Origin of the sequence: Flavobacterium chungangense LMG 26729 (assembly GCF_000735715.2) — a bacterium.
Lineage (GTDB): Bacteria > Bacteroidota > Bacteroidia > Flavobacteriales > Flavobacteriaceae > Flavobacterium > Flavobacterium chungangense.
This window is the reverse complement of sequence record NZ_JASY01000008.1, coordinates 172,271-193,261: the sequence shown is the minus strand read 5'-3', so window position 1 is coordinate 193,261 and position 20,991 is coordinate 172,271. Positions and strand designations below refer to the sequence as shown.

General features: G+C 34.9%; 20 protein-coding genes. 14 read left to right on the top strand and 6 right to left on the bottom strand.

All coding sequences use genetic code 11. The features are described 5' to 3' along the window. Positions 1-10 precede the first annotated feature (10 nt). From rlmB to JE46_RS14715, 6 genes are all read right to left on the bottom strand, one after another. Positions 11-745 (bottom strand): 23S rRNA (guanosine(2251)-2'-O)-methyltransferase RlmB, encoded by a 735-nt coding sequence (rlmB, locus tag JE46_RS14740; RefSeq protein ID WP_031456047.1) that lies wholly within the window; start codon positions 743-745, stop codon positions 11-13. An 84-nt stretch (positions 746-829) separates the two neighbouring features. Beyond that, positions 830-2,248 (bottom strand): SusD/RagB family nutrient-binding outer membrane lipoprotein, encoded by a 1,419-nt coding sequence (locus JE46_RS14735; protein ID WP_031456046.1) that lies wholly within the window; start codon positions 2,246-2,248, stop codon positions 830-832. Positions 2,249-2,264: 16 nt separating this feature from the next. After that, on the bottom strand, positions 2,265-5,324 hold the full coding sequence (locus tag JE46_RS14730) for a SusC/RagA family TonB-linked outer membrane protein (RefSeq protein WP_031456045.1): 3,060 nt from the start codon (positions 5,322-5,324) through the stop codon (positions 2,265-2,267). A gap of 304 nt (positions 5,325-5,628) precedes the next feature. After that, positions 5,629-7,089 carry a SusD/RagB family nutrient-binding outer membrane lipoprotein gene (locus JE46_RS14725; protein ID WP_031456044.1) on the bottom strand — a complete coding sequence of 487 codons (1,461 nt, stop codon included), beginning with the start codon at positions 7,087-7,089 and terminating at the stop codon, positions 5,629-5,631. A gap of 11 nt (positions 7,090-7,100) precedes the next feature. After that, positions 7,101-10,379, bottom strand: coding sequence for a SusC/RagA family TonB-linked outer membrane protein (locus tag JE46_RS14720; RefSeq protein ID WP_031456043.1), 3,279 nt, complete (start codon positions 10,377-10,379; stop codon positions 7,101-7,103). A gap of 86 nt (positions 10,380-10,465) precedes the next feature. Then, a complete protein-coding gene (locus JE46_RS14715; protein ID WP_031456042.1) occupies positions 10,466-12,169 on the bottom strand; it encodes a BamA/TamA family outer membrane protein in 1,704 nt (567 codons plus the stop codon). A gap of 175 nt (positions 12,170-12,344) precedes the next feature. On the opposite strand from JE46_RS14715, the gene rpsL reads away from it, so the two are divergent. The 14 genes from rpsL to rpsQ all read left to right on the top strand — a co-directional run bounded on the left by rpsL (position 12,345) and on the right by rpsQ (position 20,989). Then, positions 12,345-12,728 carry a 30S ribosomal protein S12 gene (gene rpsL / locus JE46_RS14710; RefSeq protein ID WP_007136570.1) on the top strand — a complete coding sequence of 128 codons (384 nt, stop codon included), beginning with the start codon at positions 12,345-12,347 and terminating at the stop codon, positions 12,726-12,728. A gap of 115 nt (positions 12,729-12,843) precedes the next feature. Further along, positions 12,844-13,320 (top strand): 30S ribosomal protein S7, encoded by a 477-nt coding sequence (gene rpsG / locus JE46_RS14705; protein ID WP_017495022.1) that lies wholly within the window; start codon positions 12,844-12,846, stop codon positions 13,318-13,320. An 11-nt stretch (positions 13,321-13,331) separates the two neighbouring features. Beyond that, positions 13,332-15,488, top strand: a complete 2,157-nt coding sequence (gene fusA / locus JE46_RS14700; protein ID WP_031456041.1) for an elongation factor G — start codon at positions 13,332-13,334, stop codon at positions 15,486-15,488. A gap of 11 nt (positions 15,489-15,499) precedes the next feature. Then, a complete protein-coding gene (gene rpsJ, locus JE46_RS14695) occupies positions 15,500-15,805 on the top strand; it encodes a 30S ribosomal protein S10 (protein ID WP_007803605.1) in 306 nt (101 codons plus the stop codon). Between the two features lie 405 nt (positions 15,806-16,210). Continuing rightward, positions 16,211-16,828, top strand: coding sequence for a 50S ribosomal protein L3 (gene rplC, locus JE46_RS14690; RefSeq protein WP_007803612.1), 618 nt, complete (start codon positions 16,211-16,213; stop codon positions 16,826-16,828). Further along, the gene (gene rplD / locus JE46_RS14685) at positions 16,828-17,457 is read left to right on the top strand and encodes a 50S ribosomal protein L4 (protein WP_031456040.1); all 630 of its coding nucleotides are present in this window, start codon (positions 16,828-16,830) and stop codon (positions 17,455-17,457) included. Before rplC ends, rplD begins: the two co-directional genes overlap by 1 nt. A gap of 7 nt (positions 17,458-17,464) precedes the next feature. Next, positions 17,465-17,755 (top strand): 50S ribosomal protein L23, encoded by a 291-nt coding sequence (rplW, locus tag JE46_RS14680; protein ID WP_007803621.1) that lies wholly within the window; start codon positions 17,465-17,467, stop codon positions 17,753-17,755. 9 nt (positions 17,756-17,764) lie between these two features. Next, positions 17,765-18,589 (top strand): 50S ribosomal protein L2, encoded by an 825-nt coding sequence (gene rplB, locus JE46_RS14675; RefSeq protein WP_008464287.1) that lies wholly within the window; start codon positions 17,765-17,767, stop codon positions 18,587-18,589. A gap of 6 nt (positions 18,590-18,595) precedes the next feature. Then, positions 18,596-18,874: a 30S ribosomal protein S19 gene (rpsS, locus tag JE46_RS14670; RefSeq protein ID WP_031456039.1), complete on the top strand. Its 279-nt coding sequence runs from the start codon at positions 18,596-18,598 to the stop codon at positions 18,872-18,874. 6 nt (positions 18,875-18,880) lie between these two features. Then, entirely contained in the window at positions 18,881-19,294 is a 414-nt protein-coding gene (gene rplV / locus JE46_RS14665; protein ID WP_007803631.1) for a 50S ribosomal protein L22, read from the top strand. A 5-nt stretch (positions 19,295-19,299) separates the two neighbouring features. Beyond that, the gene (gene rpsC / locus JE46_RS14660) at positions 19,300-20,061 is read left to right on the top strand and encodes a 30S ribosomal protein S3 (RefSeq protein WP_007803635.1); all 762 of its coding nucleotides are present in this window, start codon (positions 19,300-19,302) and stop codon (positions 20,059-20,061) included. 19 nt (positions 20,062-20,080) lie between these two features. Continuing rightward, positions 20,081-20,506 (top strand): 50S ribosomal protein L16, encoded by a 426-nt coding sequence (rplP, locus tag JE46_RS14655; RefSeq protein ID WP_007803637.1) that lies wholly within the window; start codon positions 20,081-20,083, stop codon positions 20,504-20,506. Positions 20,507-20,519: 13 nt separating this feature from the next. Then, positions 20,520-20,711, top strand: coding sequence for a 50S ribosomal protein L29 (gene rpmC / locus JE46_RS14650; RefSeq protein WP_031456038.1), 192 nt, complete (start codon positions 20,520-20,522; stop codon positions 20,709-20,711). 17 nt (positions 20,712-20,728) lie between these two features. Further along, the gene (gene rpsQ, locus JE46_RS14645) at positions 20,729-20,989 is read left to right on the top strand and encodes a 30S ribosomal protein S17 (protein WP_007803646.1); all 261 of its coding nucleotides are present in this window, start codon (positions 20,729-20,731) and stop codon (positions 20,987-20,989) included. Positions 20,990-20,991: the final 2 nt, after the last annotated feature.

Genomic DNA, 20,991 nt, shown 5'->3' with positions numbered 1-20,991 from the left:
AGTGATTCCCTTAGTTTCTTTGGCGAACAGCTTCATATAAGAATGCTCCACAGGCAACCGAAACATTTAATGATCCAATGGTTCCAAACATGGGTAGTTTTGCTTTTTCATCGACAATTTTTAAAACAGAAGGATTAATTCCTCTGTCTTCAGAACCCATAATGATTGCAGTTGGTACATTTAATTCCAGATCATAAATATTTTGTTCTGTTTTCTCAGTTGCAGCAATAGTTTTGATTCCTGAACCCTGTAAATAAAAAATAGCATCCTTAATGTGTTCTACTTTACAAATGGGTACATTAAAAACAGCTCCGGCTGAAGTTTTTACAGTATCTCCGTTTACAGGGGCAGATCCAGCTTTTTGAACAATAATTCCGTTTACGCCAGTGCATTCTGCAGTTCTTATGATGGCTCCAAAATTTCTTGCATCAGAAATTTGGTCTAATATTAAAAACAAAGGTTTAGAACCGGATTCAATTGTAGATTCAACAAGATGTTCTAAATCTATGAATCCAATCGGAGATATTGTTGCAACTGCTCCCTGATGATTATTAGGAGTTAAACGATTCAGTTTTTCAACAGGAACGTAGGAGAAATTAATGTTGGCGCGCTTCATGACTTTCATTAAATCCTTCATTAACTCACCCGAAATTTCTTTCTGAATGAATACTTTGTCTACTTCTTTTCCTGCCTGAATTGCTTCTATAATAGCTCTGATTCCAAATATTTGATGTTCTTTTTCCATATCGCAAATATAGGTATAATGTTTATATAAAAAAAAACCACCCTGAATGAACAGAGTGGTTTTGTATTATTTGTTTCTGCTAAATTAGTTAGCGTCCCACCAAAGTTTTGTAGTTACATTACTAACTACAGTTGCATTAGGGTTGTATTGTCTCTCATCAGAAGGAGTAGGTAGTCTCACAGGAACAACTTTTGTATCAGAAGCCTGATTTGGAGTTATTGCAGGAAAACCGGTTCTTCTATAATCATTATAAGGCTCCATTGTTAAGAAAAGAGCAATATATTTCTGTTGAAGAATATTAGCAACATCAAATGTTGCAGTTGCATTTGTTAAGAAAGTAGATGATGGGGCAACACCTGTAACTTTTGTTACAGAAGCAGTCACAGCTTCTTCTAATGCAGCTTTAACACCATTTTGTGCTAATCTAGCTTTAGCTTCAGCTTCAATGAATTTTGCTTCAGCATAAGTTACGATACCAATTTGCCAATCATGACTTGCAAAACCTCTTTGTCCGTCTGGATCTTCATTAGCACTACTTAAGAAGCCTCCTATATAAGATGTTTCAACAGAATCATCATCTTCAGGTGCATTTCCAGAGTATCCATCGTTTTCATCAAGGTCAACCATAAATGGTAATCTAGGGTCGCTATTGGTAACTAAGTGGTCTACGAAATATTTACCCATTTTTAAATAGGTTGGACGTGAGTCTTCAAACGCATACCATTGATTTAATGAGTTTTGTTCGCCAATGAAATACGTATTTGCATCGTCATCGTTTGATGTCATTCCAGCTGCAGTTACATAGTCTAATGCTTTTTGTGCAGCATTTACATCAACAGCAGTTAATCTCAAAGCATATCTAGCTTTCAATACGCGAGCAACTTTAATCCACTTAGCAACTTTACCTTTGAAGATAAAGTCATCATTGCCTGGAACCTCTTCATTACTAGCCAGAGGCTTAGATAAGTTTACAATTGCTTTGTCTAAAATAGTTTGCAATCTTTCATAAATCTCCTGTTGAGTGTTGTATTTAGGAGTTTGATTTCCTTCAGCTGCTAAAAAAGCTTCATCATAAGGAACATCCCCCCACATATCTGTTGCATACCCTAAATTTATTGCAGTTAATACCTGACCTATTCCATTATAATAAGGGAAATTTTCTGCAAAATCACGGTTTAGTATATGGCCATTCATTAAAGTGGTCCCGTAAATTAGATTCCACTCATTATTTACATCACCCTCATTTACAATGTATTTACCAATAGCGCCTAATTGTCCAACATTTGTTCCTTGTAGGTGTTGCGTAAAAATACCGGCATTTCTCATTAATCCACTTGAGTGAGTCTGAAAAGTACCAAGTTCCATTGCGGCTATTAGTAATGATGGATTACTGGAATCAGGATCATTTGGATTATTGTTAAATTCGTCTAATTCTGTCTGACAGCCAGTTAGTAAGCCAATGCTAAATGCTGTAAGAATTATATTTTTTATATATTTTTTCATTTTTATTTAATTTAAATTAAAAGCTTACGCGTAAACTCATTATGAATGACTTACTTCCTGGATTATTAAAATAATCTAAGCCGTTAATACTAGAACCAGCTCCTGTTAAACTTGTCTCTGGATCAACTCCTTTATAATTAGTGTCTAACCATAAGTTTCTTCCTGTTACTGATAACTGTGCAGAACTCAAGAAAGGAAATTGTTTTGTGTTAAAATCATAGCTTAGGCTTACATCACGTAATCTAACCCAGTTAACATCTGTTGTAGCTTCTTCTGCGGCTGCTAAAGAGCTATCTCCTTTAAAGTTTTGGAAATAACTTTTAGCCGTTATTTCAATATCATTAGGGGTGCCGTCTTCTTTAACTCCAGGAATAATATAAGTGTGTTCTCTGTCAGCTGATCCTGCCGAAATACCAATTGTGTTTAATCTTGCTCCTGTACCATTGTATACAACACCACCATGTCTAATGTCTAATAAGGCAGATAATGTAACTCTTTTAAATGCAAAAGTATTTCTAATACCGCCTGTCCACTTTGGAGCAGAATTTCCTAAATTTCCAGTTTCCGGATCTAATTTTGCTAAACCATTAGTTCCAACAATTATTTGCCCATTTTCATCACGTAACCACTTAGTTCCGTAAAAACTTCCCAATGGTTGTCCTTTAACTGCAAAATATCCAATTGAAGAAAAAGCAGGTTCTATTGAAATCTCGTCTAATCCACCAGAAATGTCTGTAACTTCATTTTTATTTAATGCCCAGTTCAGGTTTATGTTCCATTGAAAAGCATTACTTTTCTTGAATATGTCATATCCTAATTCAACTTCAACACCTTTGTTAACTAATTCTGCAGCATTTTTATATTGGAATCCAAATCCAGAAGACTGAGCTAATGGTACATCAATTAATAAATCTTTAGATGTTTTGTAGTATAAATTCAAGTCGAACGTTAAACGGTTTTCTAAAAATTTAGTACTTAAACCTAAATCATGGCCTAATACTCTTTCTGGTTTTAAGTCTGGGTTTCCTAAACGACCTAACAGACCCATACCATTTATTCCGCCATATGGAAAACTTAAACCATCTGTAAAACCATCTGTAAGGCTTGGCTGGCTATAATAACTTTTTGTGCGGTAAGCAGTTGGTGCAATACCTACTTCTCCATAACCATAACTTAATTTGATAAAGCTAGGTAAGTCAAAAGTATTCGAAACGATCCAAGAGGCCGTTCCAGAAGGGAATATAGCGCTTTTTATATTGTCACCATAAGTTGATGACCATTCTTTTCTTATTGTACCGGCTATGAAGATTTGATCTTTAATATCAAAATCCACTTGTGCAAATAATGCTCTTGAAATAGTATTTTCTTCAGAGTTAGATGCGAATAATTCTGTAGCATTGCCCAAGTTATAATTATATCTAACAGATAAACCTTTTCCTCTTGAATAGACACTTAGATATTGATTTGAACGTAAGTTAAGACCAGCAGTATAGTTGATTTTTAGCCAATCAGATTTAATAGGTAATAAACCTGTTGCGATGAAATCTCCATAATAATCTTTACTTGTAATACTATTAAAAGCTATTTCTCCAATTCCTCCTAAACTATCACCATTTGATGAAATTGCAAATATTTGTTTACGTGCATCTGAATAAGTATCAATACCTGCTTTAGCTGTCAAAGATAACCATTCAGCATGAGTATAAGTCAAGAATATATTACCTAAAGCACGGTTAACATCACTTGTAGCGGGGTTATCATTTACTGTAAAATATGGGTTGTCATAATTTGGAAAATAATTAGTATTATTTCCGAACTCATCTTTGTAATTTCTTAAATCATAACTAATAGGGGAGCGCATTAAACTTAGCATAACTCCAGAAGTATTACTACCGTTTTGTGCTAAAGTATTTGTAGTATGTGTGTATTGCATGCTACCACCAGCTTTCCATTTTTCGCTTAATTTTATGTCTCCTGCAAATCTTATTGTATTTCTTTTTAGACCTGTTTCTGGAACCATACCTGTTTGGGTTACGTTTCCATAAGAAGCTCTAAAAGATGCTTTTTGATCTCCTCCAGTGAATGAGATGTTATTGGTATGTGTAATTCCATCTTGGAAGAAATTACCAATATTATCATATGTTGGTACGCCTAAAGATTCAGCGCTTGGTCCCCAACTTTGTGGTGTGTTATTAGGTATTGTAGTTGCAGTTGCAGTTGTACCCTGAACATATTTGTTCTGTCTTGCAGGTAATTGGCTTACTCTGTCAATTGCCAAAGAACTTGAAATATCAATACCTAAACCTTTTCCGTTTTTTCCTTTTTTAGTAGTGTAAATAATTACCCCATTCCCTGCTCTAGCTCCATATAATGCTGCGGCAGCAGGTCCTTTAAGGATAGTAACACTTTCTACGTCGTTAGGGTTAATGTCTAATGCTCTGTTTGAGTTGTTAATACCTGATAAGTTAGCATTAAAAGGGTTGTCTCCGGCAGCAGTTTGATCAGTAGTATTATCAATTGGAACTCCATCAACTACAATTAAAGGATCTGTTGATCCATTAATAGTGTTTGCTCCTCTAATGATAATTTTACTAGAAGCACCTGGAGTACCTCCTGAGCCAATAATCTGAACACCAGCGGCTTTTCCTGCTAATGCTTGAACAACATTTTGTTCTCCGGATTTTATTATTTCATCTGAAGTTACTTTAGATACTGCGTATCCAAGTTTTTTCTCTTCTTTTTTAATACCCAATGCGGTAACAACCACACCTTCCAATTCTACAGAATCATCTTTTAATTTTACGTTAATAGATGTCGAACTCGCTGCTACTTCCTGGCTTTTCATACCAATGTAGCTAAATACCAAAACCTGGCTTGGTGCTGCTTTGATCGTAAATTTACCATCAAAATCTGTTTGTGTTCCTGCTTTGGTTCCTTTAACTAATACACTCACACCCGGTAAAGGCATGCCTGAATTGTCAGAAACTGTTCCAGAAACAGCTCTTTCTTGTGCAAAAGTAATTTGCGCAACTAGTGCTAATAATAGCACTAAAAATCCATTGAACTTTAGTTTCATTTTTAAATATTTTGAATTAGTATCGCAAAACTCTTAATAATTTGTTAACTATCCTAATATAAGAAGCTTTTTTTTTAGTTAAATTATGGTTTTATAATAGGAAATTGTTTTTTTAGTGTTAAAAAAGACTCTTAAATTCGGTATTCTTAATTTATTGGTTTAAATATGATAATAATTAAATATACCCTAATTATTGCAAATGTTAAATTTTGTGTTGAGTCTATTTAAATTGTTTTTTTTGTAACTTTTAAATAAAAAAAATCCACTCTTTATAGAGTGGATTTTGTCTTAGATTAAGTTTTTTCTAAAATTTATCCCAAAATAATTTAGTGTCAACATTATCTCCGCCGATTGCCTGGCTTGCTGCAGTGTAACTGCTTTTATTTAGTGATTGTTCTATAATAGGATAAGTGTAACGAAGCGGAATTGCAGAAACTGCATCTGCCGGAGCAATTAAAACCGGATAATCCAGTCTTCTGTAAACAGACCAGCCTTCAAAAGAATTGTTGTAATATGCTATCCAACTTTGAGTACCTATTTTTTGTTTCCACGTTCCAGGAGCAGTTGAATATGCAACATTTGGGGTTAAAAGATAAGTTGCTGCTTCCGTTTCAGTGCCGCCCCAGTCTAAAATGGATGCTGTAATGGCCGCATTATAATGTGCTGCAGCTGTTGCCGGAGTGCCATATAAATTTCTTTCTGCTGCTTCTGCTAATAAAAATTCAGTTTGTGCATAATCTAAAAGTGTTCCAGGGAAATCTGGTACCTGTAGAGTAGGTGAAATGTGTGTAAAATTTGGAAATGAATTACTGCCTCCATTTGTACCGCCAATATATTCTACTTCCGGTGTAGTCGGATCATCTACATTACTGTCGAAATACTTAGAACGTCTCGGGTCATTTAAATCATTCATGACGTCTACTAATGTGTTTGCCGGAACAAAATCAGAACGGCCACTAGCAACAAGGTCCACATATAAAGGATTTGTATTTGGAGTTGCTGTTAAGTATTTGAAATCAGCATTGTCAAGATTTGATGAAAAAACAAATGGTGCTGCACTAGATACAGTTGCTTGTGCAAGAGCTGCTTCAGATGGTATGTCTGAGATCGTGATGCCTAATCTTAATTTAAGAGTATTTGCAAACTTAATCCACTTGCTTATATCACCTGAATAGATTCTGTCATTACCACCAAAGCTTTGGCCCGCAGTATTTAGGTTTGTTATAGCTTTGTTTAATCTTACTATTAAATCTTTGTAGATTGTTAAGCCATCATCATATTTAGGCGTTTTATAGGCTAAATTTAATGCTTGTGAGTAGGGTACATCTCCAAAAGTTTCTACTAATATTGCATAAGTATAGACATTTAATACCTCAATTATGGCAAGTTTGTTTTGCTTATCCAATGGGTTTTCTGTTAATCCTAATGGGGTATCAGTAATGTTTTTTGCACTTTGATCTAAATCTTTTAGTACATCTTTGTATAGATACTGCCAGTGTTGTTCCGGGATTGTTCTGGTAACTAAATCGTAATTACTTTCGTCTGTATATACTGTTTCTGTCCAATATTGACTTAGTAATCTAAAAACATTGTCATTTACATTGGTGCTCATCATCTGATCAACCAGACTTTTTTGGGCACTTGTAAATAAAACTTCCCCAGGTACATTTGCCGGGTCTTTTACGTTTTCGTTTAATTTTTCTAAATCATCTGAACAAGATGTTGTTATTATTGCCGTGAAGAGAATAAAGAATATTTTTTTCATGATTTCTAATTTTAAAATTGGATTTTAATGTTAAAGCTAATGTCTCTGGTGGATGGTAAAGATCCTGTTGAGTAGCCTTGTAAATTACCTGCTCCTAATCCTGATTCCGGATCTGCATCTGGTAAGTTTTTGTGAATAATCCAAAGGTTAGTTCCGACAACACTTAAAGTCATTCCGTTCATAAATGTGTTTCTTAAAATTTTTTCTGAAAATGAATAAGAAATTGCAGTTTGTCTTAATTTAATATAGCTTGCATCATATACAAAAGCTTCATCTGGTAATCCTCTTCTGTATCCCTGAGCCCCAAATCGACTGGCTACAATTCTGGTTGTGTTTACAGTTCCGTCGGGATTTACCCCTGGATTAATAAATCCTCCGCTATCACTTCCTGAGGTTAATGGGTCTCTAACAGGATTTCCAAGTTCATTAATAAATGCGGTATCATCTGGTAATCCTGTTGCTAAACCATAGTAGCGGTCTAATGAAAATATTTGCCCGCCTTTTTGCATGTCTATTAAAAATTCTAATGAGAAGTTTTTATATGTGAATTTGTTGTTAAGGCCTCCAGTCCATTCTGGATTTGCACTTCCAATTGGGTTATCAGATGTTGAAGTTTTGATATATTGACCGTTAGCAGGATCAACTACTCTTTGCCCGTTTAAATAAGTGTATCGAGTGCCGTAGATTACACCATAAGGCTGGCCGACTGCTGCATTTATTGTAACACCTCCCTGAAAAGAGCCTAATTGTAAATTGTCAATACCGTCTAAGAGTTCTAATACTTTGTTTCTGTTCCGTGCCCAGTTCAAATTAACATCCCAGGAAAAGTTAGCTGTTTTTATTGGTGTGCCATTTAAAGAAACTTCTATCCCTTTATTTTCTATTTCTCCGGCATTAATTAATTCGTATAAATATCCGGTTGAAGATGTTAATCGTAATGGGATAATTTGATCAATTGAGTTAGATTTATAGTAGGAAACATCTAATCCTAATCTCTTTTTAAAGAATGACAGCTCTATACCAGCTTCATAACTCTTAGTTTTTTCTGGTTTTAAATTTGGATTGTTTTTAGTGTCTTTTACAGATGCAGATCCGGCTCCGATAGCTGTGTTTACAGCGTAAGTGTCTAATATTCTGTCAAATCCGGGGCTATTTCCAACTTCGGCATAGTTAAGTCTTACTTTACCAAATGATAACCAATCTGCTTTTACAAATTTAGAAAACACAAAACTGGATGATACAGATGGGTAGTAGTATGAGCTGTTGGCTTCCGGAAGAGTTGAAGAATGATCTCTTCTTATAGTTCCTTCCAAGTATAGGAAATCATCATATCCCAAAGAAGCACTTCCGTAAATACCATCTACTCCTATTGATTCGTCTCTTTCTATTGGCGCAAGCATAGGAGCTGCAGTATTTTGTAAAGCATACAAACCAGGTATAGCAAGTCCGCCGTTTGTTGCTGCCCAGATTGAGTTGTAATAACTTCTTCTAACGTTTAGACCAACAACTCCTTTTAGGTTTAACTTTTCTGTTAAATCTTTATTGTAGTTTAACATGAAATCATAGTTGTATTCGCTAAAGCCAATATTTCTTCGTGAGTAACCTGATGGGGCTGGGTTTCTGTTAAGACTACCGTCACCACCACCAGTTCCGATACCAAAATTTGAAGGTACACTTCCTACCGCTCTTCTTTCTTCTTGTAATTCATCATAAGTGTCTACTGACATTCTACCATATGCATCTAGCCAGCTTGTAATTTTATAGTTTAAAGAAACGTTACCTATGAATCTGCTTCTGCTATCTGATTCATAATTTTCATAGCGTTGAAAGTAAGGGTTGTCCCAGAAAATTGGTCTAGGATCGTCATATGCATTAGGATTCCAAGTTACATTTCTTCCTGTAAGTTCATAAGCCTGCTTTAGATCTTTAAGGTCAACGTTTGTTTGCCACCATTGTCTAAAATTACCGGCAATATTGTCATTGTATCCTGTAGTATTTCTTCCTATTGTGCTTGTTTTTGTGAAGTTTCCATATCCGGACACAGTTAGCTTGTCGTTAATTAAAGTTGATGCATTTAAAGTAATAGTATTTCTTTTCAATGAACTGTTCGGTAAGAGACCTTTCTGGTCAAGATTGTTAACTCCTAATCTTAAATATCCATTTTCAAGTCCTTTATCTATCGAAATAGAGTTTGTTAACGCTACTGGTTTTTCAAAAAATGTTATAGGGCCGTTTTTTGCATTTATCCATGGAGTTGCTTTCATGTAATTTGGAGATTCAGGATAGAAAGCATCCCATTGATACACTAATAAATTTGGATCAAATGCTTGTCCGTACGAAGCATCTTCTGTTAATGGTGTTACATTGTCTAAAATTCCGTCTCCATTAATATCTCTGTGATCAAGGTAAGAGTCTTCATCTGGCCCATAATAGGGTCCATATCCGGCACCGTATTGGTTTTGATATTTTATAAAAGTGCTTTTGTCAACAGATCCCATAGTTACTCCTGAGTTTACTGTTATAGAATATCCCTTTCCTTTTTTATTTCCTTTTTTTGTTGTAATTACTACAACACCATTAGCGGCTCTGGATCCGTATAATGCACTTGCGGCAGACCCTTTAAGTACATTTATTGATTCAATGTCTTCAGGGTTGATATCAGATGCAGCATTTCCGTAGTCGTAACCAGACCCTGATTGCTCCTGATCTCTTGAGTTTGTGTTATTGTTGCTTACCGGAACTCCATCAATCACAAATAAAGCCTGATTGTTTCCTGTTAATGATGCGTTCCCTCTAATTACTATATTAGTAGACCCGCCAAAATTTGTTGTTCTTTTTACTTGAACACCAGATACTTTACCGGATATAGAGTTTACAAAGTTGTCACTTTTTACTGCGGATAGACTTTCTCCTTTTACTTCTTGTGTAGCATATCCAAGCGATTTTTTTTCTCTTGATAGTCCTAATGCTGTTACAACAACCCCTTCGAGTTGCATTGTGTCTCCTGATAATTTTGCATTGACTTCTGTTGAATTTGCATTAGCTTCTTGAGATCTCATCCCAATGTAGCTAAAAATTAAAACTTGACTTGGTGATGCTTTGATGGAGTATTTACCATCAAAATCTGTTTGTGTTCCGGTTTTTGTGCCTTTAACTAATACACTTACACCTGGTAAAGGTAAGCCTGCGTCATCGGTGACAATTCCCGAAACAATTCTTTCTTGCGCAATGGTTAATTGCGTCATTAGTACTAATAGCAGTACTAAAAATCCCTTGGATTTTGGTTTCATATTAACAGTTATTTTGAATTAGTAATACTAATCTCATAATAATTTGTTGACATTCCAAGTTTTTGTTAAAGTTTTTTTAAAAGCAACTAAAATTTAACACTATAACAAATATTAACAATACTGTTATAAAATTTCATTTCTCCTTTATTTGTACTGCCATTGGCTATCTGTATTTTTAAAATACCACTTTTTGTAGCTAAACCCATACCTATTCCAAAAGATAATATATTTCTTACTTTTTTAGAATTTTCTGTAATCGTTTGATCTTGAAATAGTCCGTAATCAAATATGGTGTGAATGTATAAATTTAATGTAGGAAGATATCTATATTCGGTTATAAGTAGATTGGAGTTATTTCCTTGTAAACTGTTTTCTGAAAAGCCTCTTATTGAATTTATACCACCAAATCTAAATAGTTCGTTTGTTATATAGCTGTCGCTCTTTAAAAAGTAATTTTGTGAGTTGATATAAATATAATTCTTGTCGTTAAGCTTAAAGTTGTAAGATAAGTTCGAAGAGATAAAAAATTGTTTGCTTGGTTTAGAGTTTTCTGGTTCATTGTTTGTATTTCTTTTTCCGTACCCAATAATGAAGTTTAAAGATGTTTTTCTCGGAAAAAGATTGTTGTTGTCTGGTTTGTTGTAATTATAGCTCGTGGTGAGGTATGAATTGTTAAAATCGCTTATGCTTGAACTGTTTGTGTTTTGAATATCGCTGGATTCTGTTGATTGATAGCCTAAGTATAATTTTGAATTATAATTTATGTAATAGCCTAAGTCAATTGATGTTTTTGTATTTTGAAAAGTACTGTCTTGTTTGAAGATGTTTAATTGTGCTTTAATTCCAAGAGAAGATTTAAAGATGTAAGGGATTTCTAATTTTGTATTAAAGGTTTTTTGTTGGTTCCCGTCGCTTTTCCAATATAAAGAAAACTGTTCGCCTGCTTTAAGTATGTTTTGTAGGGTTATGTCAAGGTAACCATTTAAATTCAGTTTTTTGTTTTCATCATTTGAAAATCCTATGTAGCCATCAAAAGTATTTGCTTTTCTTTTTTCGAGGTAGACATAAACTTTAGTTGAATCGTTTGTGAATAGTATTTCAGGATATTTTGTCTGGGACACAAATTCATAATTATTTAGATCTTCATAAAGATCTTTGATTGTTTTTTGATTAAATGTTTTACTTATGTATTTTTTGCTAAGCTGTTTTAAATGTCCTTTAGGAAAATCCTTGAGATTGTTATTGGTGTAATTTATTATAATGGAGTTAACGCTGCGCTTTTTTTCGTTATCAAGATTTAAATCGGCATAAATTATCGAATTCTTTTTTTTGATATTTTCTAGTTTTATTTTGCTTAGTGCAAAACCTTGCTTTTCTGCATCATTAATTTTTTGATTTATATAGTTTTCTGTTTCTTCATATGGAATAATTAAGGTGTCATTTTTTGTTTTGAACAGATCAAAAAATGAATCATTTATACCTATATATATATAGGTGTATTTTATTTTGTTTCCAAGTGATAATTTGTATGTGTATGTTGAATCGTTTTCTTTATGGTTTTCGAGTGTTTTTATGTCCAGGTATCCTTTTTTGTAAAGATTTTCAATAGTACTAATTGATTCGTTGATAACAGACTTTATGTTAGGGTGTTTTTTAATGTAATTTAATGAATCGATAATTGTGTTTTCTGTTTTGTTTGTACCGTTTATTTTTAAATTAAAATTTTGAGCATAATTCGAAATGCTTATTGATGAAAAAATGATGATTTGTAATAGCTGTTTCGAAAACATTTGTTTGTTAATTAAAAGTTTTGCAAATATCCATCTTTTGTTTCTAAAAAGATAAGCTTAAATAATGTTATTGAAAATTAATAGATTAACGTTTGTATAGTGGAAAATATTTTATACATTTGCAACCCCGTAAAAAGCGGGAATTTTATAAACAAGTAATTTTTAGTATTTAATTATGCCAACTATTCAACAATTAGTAAGAACAGGAAGAACTCAGATCACTAAGAAGAGTAAATCGGTTGCTTTAGATTCTTGTCCTCAAAGAAGAGGGGTTTGTACGCGTGTTTACACTACTACGCCAAAAAAACCAAACTCTGCAATGCGTAAAGTTGCGCGTGTACGTTTGACAAATGGTAATGAAGTGAATGCTTACATCCCTGGAGAAGGACACAATTTACAAGAGCACTCGATAGTATTAGTGCGAGGTGGAAGGGTAAAAGATTTACCAGGTGTTAGATATCATATCGTTCGTGGAGCGCTTGACACGTCAGGAGTTGCGGGAAGAACGCAAAGAAGATCTAAGTACGGTGCTAAACGCCCAAAAGAAGCAAAAAAGTAATTTAAAAACGTTAAGAGTTCGAGGTTAGGAGTTGAGGGTTAAAGATTTGCGATAGCAAAAGTCGATAAGCACAACATTTAACGGATAACCTATAACTTTTTATTAAAAAAAAGACATGAGAAAAAGAGCGGCAAAGAAAAGACCACTTTTACCAGATCCAAGGTTTAACGACCAGTTGGTAACACGTTTTGTAAACAACTTAATGTGGGATGGTAAGAAATCTACAGCTTTTAAAGTATTTTATGATGCAATTGACATCATTGAGTCTAAAAAGCAAAATGACGAAAAAACTTCATTAGAAATCTGGAAAGATGCTTTAACAAACGTTATGCCTCACGTAGAAGTGCGTAGTCGTAGAGTGGGAGGAGCTACATTTCAAATTCCAATGCAGATTCGTCCAGATAGAAAAATTTCTATGGCAATGAAGTGGTTGATACTTTATTCTAGAAGAAGAAATGAAAAATCTATGGCACAACGTTTAGCGTCAGAATGTTTAGCTGCTGCTAAAGAAGAAGGTGCTGCTGTTAAGAAAAGAATGGATACTCACAAAATGGCAGAAGCTAATAAAGCTTTCTCTCACTTTAGATTTTAATTCGTAAAGAAATGGCTAGAGATTTAAAATATACAAGAAATATCGGAATTGCTGCTCATATTGATGCTGGTAAAACAACAACTACTGAGCGTATCCTTTTTTATACTGGAAAGTCACATAAAATTGGTGAAGTACACGATGGTGCTGCAACAATGGACTGGATGGCTCAAGAGCAAGAAAGAGGTATTACAATCACTTCAGCTGCAACAACTTGTGAGTGGAATTTTCCAACTGAGCAAGGTAAGCTTTTGCCTGAATCATTACCTTATCATTTTAATATTATTGATACTCCTGGGCACGTTGATTTTACTGTAGAGGTAAACCGTTCTTTACGTGTACTTGATGGGTTGGTTTTCTTGTTTAGTGCTGTTGATGGTGTTGAGCCTCAATCGGAAACTAACTGGAGGCTTGCTGATCAGTATAGAGTTCCACGTATGGGATTCGTTAATAAAATGGACCGTCAGGGATCTAACTTTTTGGCGGTTTGTCAACAAGTTCGTGATATGTTAAAATCAAATGCTGTTGCGATCACTTTGCCGATTGGTGAAGAGAATGATTTCAAAGGTGTTGTAGATTTAGTGAAAAATCAAGCAATTATTTGGCACGATGCAACTCAAGGGGCAACTTTTGATATTGTTGAAATTCCTGCTGATATGGTTGCAGAGGTTAAAGAATACAGATCGATTCTTATTGAGGCAGTTGCTGACTACGATGAAAATCTTTTAGAGAAATTCATGGAAGATGAAAACTCTATTACAGAGGAAGAAATCAACAATGCTTTAAGAGCTGCTACTATGGATATGGCTATCATCCCAATGATTGCTGGTTCTTCTTTCAAAAATAAAGGAGTTCAATTCATGTTAGATGCAGTTTGTAAATATTTACCTTCTCCAATGGATAAGGAGGGTATTGAAGGGATTCATCCTGATGATGCTGAATTGTTAGAAGAAGATCAAACTAAAATCTTACGTCGTCCAGATGTAAAAGAGCCGTTCGCTGCTTTGGCATTTAAAATTGCTACAGACCCATTCGTAGGTCGTTTAGCTTTCTTTCGTGCTTACTCTGGTCGTTTAGATGCTGGTTCTTATGTTTTGAACACTCGTTCAGGAAGTAAAGAAAGAATTTCTCGTATCTATCAAATGCATGCTAACAAACAAAATCCAATCGAATACATTGAGGCTGGAGATATTGGAGCTGCTGTTGGGTTTAAAGATATCAAAACTGGAGATACATTGTGTGATGAAAAACACCCAATTATTCTTGAGTCTATGAAATTCCCTGCGCCGGTAATTGGTATTGCAATTGAGCCTAAAACTAAAGCTGACGTTGATAAAATGGGTATGGCTTTGGCTAAATTAGCTGAAGAAGATCCAACATTTACTGTTAGAACAGATGAGGCTTCAGGGCAAACTATTATCTCTGGTATGGGTGAGCTTCACTTAGATATCTTGGTAGATCGTATGAAACGTGAATTTAAAGTTGAAGTTAACCAAGGTGAGCCTCAAGTTGAATATAAAGAAGCGTTTACAAGAACTGCTACACACAGAGAGACTTATAAGAAACAATCAGGGGGTCGTGGTAAATTCGGTGATATCGTATTTACACTTGAGCCAGCTGACGAAGTTGATGGTAAGGTTCCTGTAGGATTACAGTTTATTAATGCAGTAAAAGGTGGTAACGTTCCTAAAGAATATATCCCTTCTGTAGAAAAAGGTTTCCGTGAAGCTATGAAAACCGGTCCATTGGCAGGTTATCAAGTGGATAGTTTGAAAGTAACTTTGACGGATGGATCTTTCCACCCTGTCGATTCTGATGCGCTTTCTTTTGAGTTAGCTGCTAGAATGGGTTATAGAGAAGTAGCTAAAGCTGCTGGTGCGATTATTTTGGAGCCAATCATGAAAATGGAAGTTATTACTCCTGAAGAAAACATGGGGGATATCGTTGGTGATATCAACCGTCGTAGAGGTCAGGTTAATGACATGGGTGACAGAAACGGTGCTAAAACTATTAAGGCTGATGTGCCTTTATCAGAGATGTTTGGATATGTAACAACATTAAGAACATTATCTTCTGGTAGAGCAACTTCAACAATGGAGTTTTCTCACTATGCAGAAACACCTTCTAATATTTCAGAAGCTGTAATTAAAAAAGCAAAAGGTAACGCTTAATTCTTAAGAAAATGAGTCAAAAAATCAGAATAAAACTAAAATCTTACGATCACATGTTGGTAGATAAATCTGCTGAAAAGATCGTAAAAACAGTAAAAACTACTGGAGCAGTTGTGACAGGTCCAATTCCTTTGCCAACTCACAAAAAACTTTTCACTGTGTTGCGTTCTCCGCACGTTAATAAAAAAGCGAGAGAGCAATTTGAAGTAATGTCATACAAGAGATTGATTGATATTTATTCATCTTCATCTAAAACTATTGATGCATTAATGAAACTTGAATTGCCAAGTGGTGTTGAAGTAGAGATAAAAGTATAATTTTATTATATTTTTTTATAAAAAAAGCGAGACAGAAATGTCTCGCTTTTTTTTGTTTTTAATGATGTCTTTAATTATGTTATTGGAGTTTGTTTTTGAGTTAAAAAATTTGAGCGAATATTTGTGAATCCCTTTGTTTTAGGGTGGTGTAGGTGTTTTTTCTTGTAATTTTATTAATTAATTATTGGGTCTCAGTTGGTTTTTGAGTTTTTAAAAGACCTAATGATTTAGAGGAGATAAGGTTGTTTTTGATCTTGTCTTTGAGCTTTGATTTTGATTATGAGCTATTTAATTTTCAGAAGTGTTTGGTATATTCAATTTTAATATCTACTTTTGCACTCCCTGTTTGGAAATTTCTGTTATTTTCAAATTGAAGGGAATTTTAGTAATTAATAATTAATATTTATGTCTGGGTTAATTGGTAAAAAAATCGGCATGACTAGTATTTTCGACGAAAACGGGAAAAATATTCCTTGTACAGTAATCGAGGCTGGGCCGTGTGTTGTTACCCAAGTCAGAACCAAAGGTGTTGACGGGTACGAAGCGTTGCAACTTGGTTTCGATGACAAAAACGAGAAACATTCCACTAAAGCGGCTTTAGGTCACTTTAAAAAAGCTGGAACTGTTGCTAAGAAAAAAGTCGTTGAATTTCAAGATTTTGCAACTGAACAAAAATTAGGGGATCTTATTGATGTTTCTATTTTTGCTGAAGGAGAATTTGTAGATGTACAAGGTGTATCTAAAGGTAAAGGTTTTCAAGGGGTTGTTAAACGTCACGGATTTGGTGGTGTTGGACAAGCAACTCACGGTCAACACAACCGTTTAAGAGCGCCGGGTTCTGTGGGAGCTTCTTCTTATCCATCTAGAGTATTCAAAGGAATGCGTATGGCTGGAAGAATGGGAGGAGACAATGTAAAAGTTCAAAACCTTAGAGTTTTAAAAGTAGTGGCTGAAAAGAACCTGCTTGTTATTAAAGGATGTGTTCCTGGACATAAAAACTCTTATGTAATCATTCAGAAGTAATGGAAGTAAAAGTATTAGATTTCAACGGAAAAGATACTGGAAGAAAAGTTCAACTTTCTGATTCAGTATTCGCAATTGAACCAAACAATCACGCTGTATACCTTGATGTTAAGCAATATCTTGCTAATCAAAGACAAGGAACTCATAAAGCTAAAGAAAGAGCTGAAGTGACTGGAAGTACACGTAAGATTAAAAAGCAAAAAGGAACTGGTACAGCTCGTGCGGGAAGTATCAAAAATCCATTGTTTAAAGGTGGTGGAACAATTTTTGGACCAAGACCAAGAAGTTATTCATTTAAATTGAATAAAGGCTTGAAAAGATTGGCAAGAAAATCTGCTTTCTCTATCAAGGCAAAAGAGTCAAATGTTATCGTTCTTGAAGACTTTAATTTTGAAGCTCCAAACACTAAAAATTTCATTAACGTTTTGAAAGCTTTAGGGTTAGAAAATAAAAAATCTCTATTTGTATTGGGTGAGTCAAATAAAAATGTATATTTGTCGTCACGTAATTTGAAGGCTTCAAACGTCGTAACTAGCTCAGAATTAAGCACTTACGCAATATTAAACGCTAATAATTTAGTGCTTTTGGAAGGTTCTTTAGAGTTAATTGAAGAAAATTTAAGTAAATAATAGGAATATGAGCATCATTATCAGACCTATAGTAACGGAGAAAGTAACCAAAGAAAGTGAAGTTTTAAACCGCTTCGGATTCGTTGTTGACAAAAAAGCAAATAAAGTTCAAATTAAGAAAGCTATTGAGGCTGCTTATGGAGTAACTATTGTTTCGGTTAACACGATGAACGTAAGACCGGACAGAACTACTAAATACACTAAGAGTGGTTTAATCAGTGGAAAGACAAATGCAATTAAAAAAGCAATTGTTCAAGTACAAGAAGGAGAAACAATTGATTTTTACAACAATATCTAAGATAGAAAAATGTCAGTAAGAAAATTAAAACCTATTACCCCAGGTCAGCGATTTAGAGTTGTGAATGGTTATGACGCCATTACAACTGATAAGCCGGAACGCTCTTTGATAGCGCCGATAAAAAACTCTGGAGGTAGAAATAGTCAAGGAAAGATGACCATGCGTTATACGGGTGGTGGTCACAAGCAGAGATATCGTATAATTGATTTTAAAAGAACTAAAGACGGAATTCCGGCTACTGTGAAATCAATCGAATACGATCCAAATCGTACTGCATTTATCGCTTTATTAGCTTATGCTGATGGAGAGAAAACTTATATTATCGCTCAAAACGGATTGAAAGTTGGTCAGAAATTAGTTTCTGGTCCAGAATCTCAGCCGGAGATTGGTAATACATTGCCTTTAAGCAGAATTCCTCTTGGAACTGTTATATCTTGTATTGAGTTACGTCCAGGACAAGGAGCGGTTATCGCTCGTTCAGCTGGAACTTTTGCTCAGTTAATGGCAAGAGACGGGAAATATGCAACAATTAAAATGCCATCTGGTGAGACAAGATTAATCTTGTTAACTTGTTCGGCTACAATTGGAGCTGTTTCTAACTCTGACCACCAATTAGTTGTATCTGGAAAAGCAGGTAGAACAAGATGGTTAGGAAGAAGACCTAGAACTAGACCAGTAGCGATGAACCCAGTTGATCACCCTATGGGAGGTGGTGAAGGACGTTCTTCTGGAGGGCATCCACGTTCAAGAAACGGATTGCCAGCTAAAGGTTACAGAACTCGTTCTAAGAAAAACCCGAGTAACAAGTATATCGTAGAACGTAGAAAGAAATAATAAGATATGGCACGTTCATTAAAAAAAGGACCTTTCGTTCATTATAAATTAGACAAGAAAGTTCAGGAAAACATTGAAAGCGGAAAAAATGGAGTAGTAAAGACTTGGTCTAGAGCTTCTATGATTACTCCAGACTTTGTTGGACAAACTATCGCAGTTCATAACGGTCGTCAATTTGTACCAGTTTACGTAACAGAAAATATGGTAGGTCACAAATTAGGAGAGTTTTCACCAACTAGATCTTTTAGAGGTCATGCTGGAGCAAAAAATAAAGGTAAAAAATAAGAAGCAATGGGAGTTCGTAAAAGAGAAACAGCAGATGCGAGAAAAGAGGCTAATAAGTCTATTGCTTTCGCAAAATTGAATAACTGCCCTACTTCACCTAGAAAAATGCGCTTAGTAGCGGACTTGGTAAGAGGTCAGAAGGTAGAAAGGGCACTTAACATCTTAAGATTCAGTTCTAAAGAGGCTTCAAGAAAATTAGAAAAACTATTGTTATCTGCAATCAATAACTGGGAGCAAAAAAATAGTGAAGGTAATTTAGAAGAGGCTGGATTATTTGTTAAAGAGATCAGAGTAGATGGTGGAATGATGTTAAAAAGACTTCGTCCAGCTCCACAAGGTCGTGCACACAGAATAAGAAAACGTTCTAACCACGTTACAATCGTGCTTGGAGCTATCAATAACACACAAAGCAATTCTTAAGCAGCATGGGACAAAAGACAAATCCAATTGGAAATAGACTTGGTATCATCAGAGGATGGGACTCAAACTGGTATGGTGGAAATGATTACGGCGATAAATTAGCTGAAGATCACAAAATCAGAAAGTATATCCACGCTCGTTTATCAAAAGCTAGTGTATCTAAAGTAATCATCGAGAGAACTTTAAAGCTTGTAACCGTTACTATCACTACTGCCAGACCTGGTATTATTATCGGTAAAGGTGGGCAAGAGGTAGACAAGTTAAAAGAAGAACTTAAGAAAGTTACTGACAAAGAGGTTCAAATCAACATCTTTGAAATTAAAAGACCTGAATTAGATGCTTATCTTGTGGCGACAAGCATCGCTCGTCAAATCGAAAGCCGTATTTCTTACAGACGTGCAATCAAAATGGCTATTGCTGCTTCTATGCGTATGAACGCTGAGGGTATCAAAGTTTTGATTTCTGGTCGTTTGAATGGAGCTGAGATGGCACGTTCAGAAGGTTTCAAAGAAGGTAGAATTCCTCTATCAACTTTCAGAGCTGATATTGACTATGCTTTGGCTGAAGCTCACACTACTTATGGTAGAATGGGTATCAAAGTTTGGATCATGAAAGGTGAAGTTTATGGAAAGAGAGATCTTTCTCCACTTGCAGGAATGGATAAAAAACAATCTGGAACTGGTGGTGGTAAAGGTGGAGATTCTCCAAGAGGAGACAGAAAGCCTTTTAATAAAGGTGGTAAACCAGACGCTCGTAAAAGAAAGTAAATTTTTAAACTAAAGAAAAATGTTACAGCCTAAAAGAACAAAATACCGTAAGGTACAGAAAGGTAAAATGAAAGGTAACTCTCAAAGAGGGCATGAACTTTCTAATGGAATGTTTGGTATTAAATCTGTACATGAAGATGGAATGTTCTTAACGTCTCGTCAAATTGAAGCTGCGCGTATTGCTGCAACTCGTTTCATGAAGAGAGAAGGACAATTATGGATCAAAATATTTCCAGACAAACCAATTACTAAGAAGCCTCTTGAGGTACGTATGGGTAAAGGTAAAGGTGCCGTTGAATATTGGGCTGCCGTTGTTAAACCCGGAAGAATTATGTTTGAAGTTGGAGGAGTTCCTTTATCAGTTGCAAAAGAGGCTTTGCGTCTTGCAGCTCAAAAGCTTCCAGTAAAAACTAAATTCGTTGTTGCTAGAGATTTCGAAGCATAATTAAATTTATATTATGAAACAATCAGAAATAAAAGATCTTTCTGCAGCGGAGTTGCAAGAAAAACTTAGTCAAACTAAGAAAGTATATGCTGACCTAAAAATGGCTCACGCTATTTCTCCAATTGAGAACCCGCTTCAAATCAGAAGTGTAAGAAGAACAGTTGCAAGATTGGCTACAGAGTTAACTAAAAGAGAGTTACAATAATTGTATTCTGCTGAAAGATGGAAGAAAAAAGAAATTTAAGAAAAGAAAGAATAGGTGTTGTTACTTCAAATAAAATGGATAAATCTATTGTTATTGCTGAAGTAAGAAAAGTAAAACACCCATTATACGGTAAGTTCGTGTTGAAAACTAAGAAATATGTTGCACACGACGAAACAAACGACTGTAACATTGGAGATACTGTAAGAATTAGCGAAACGCGTCCTTTAAGTAAAACAAAATGTTGGAGATTAGTTGAAATCTTAGAAAGAGCTAAATAATT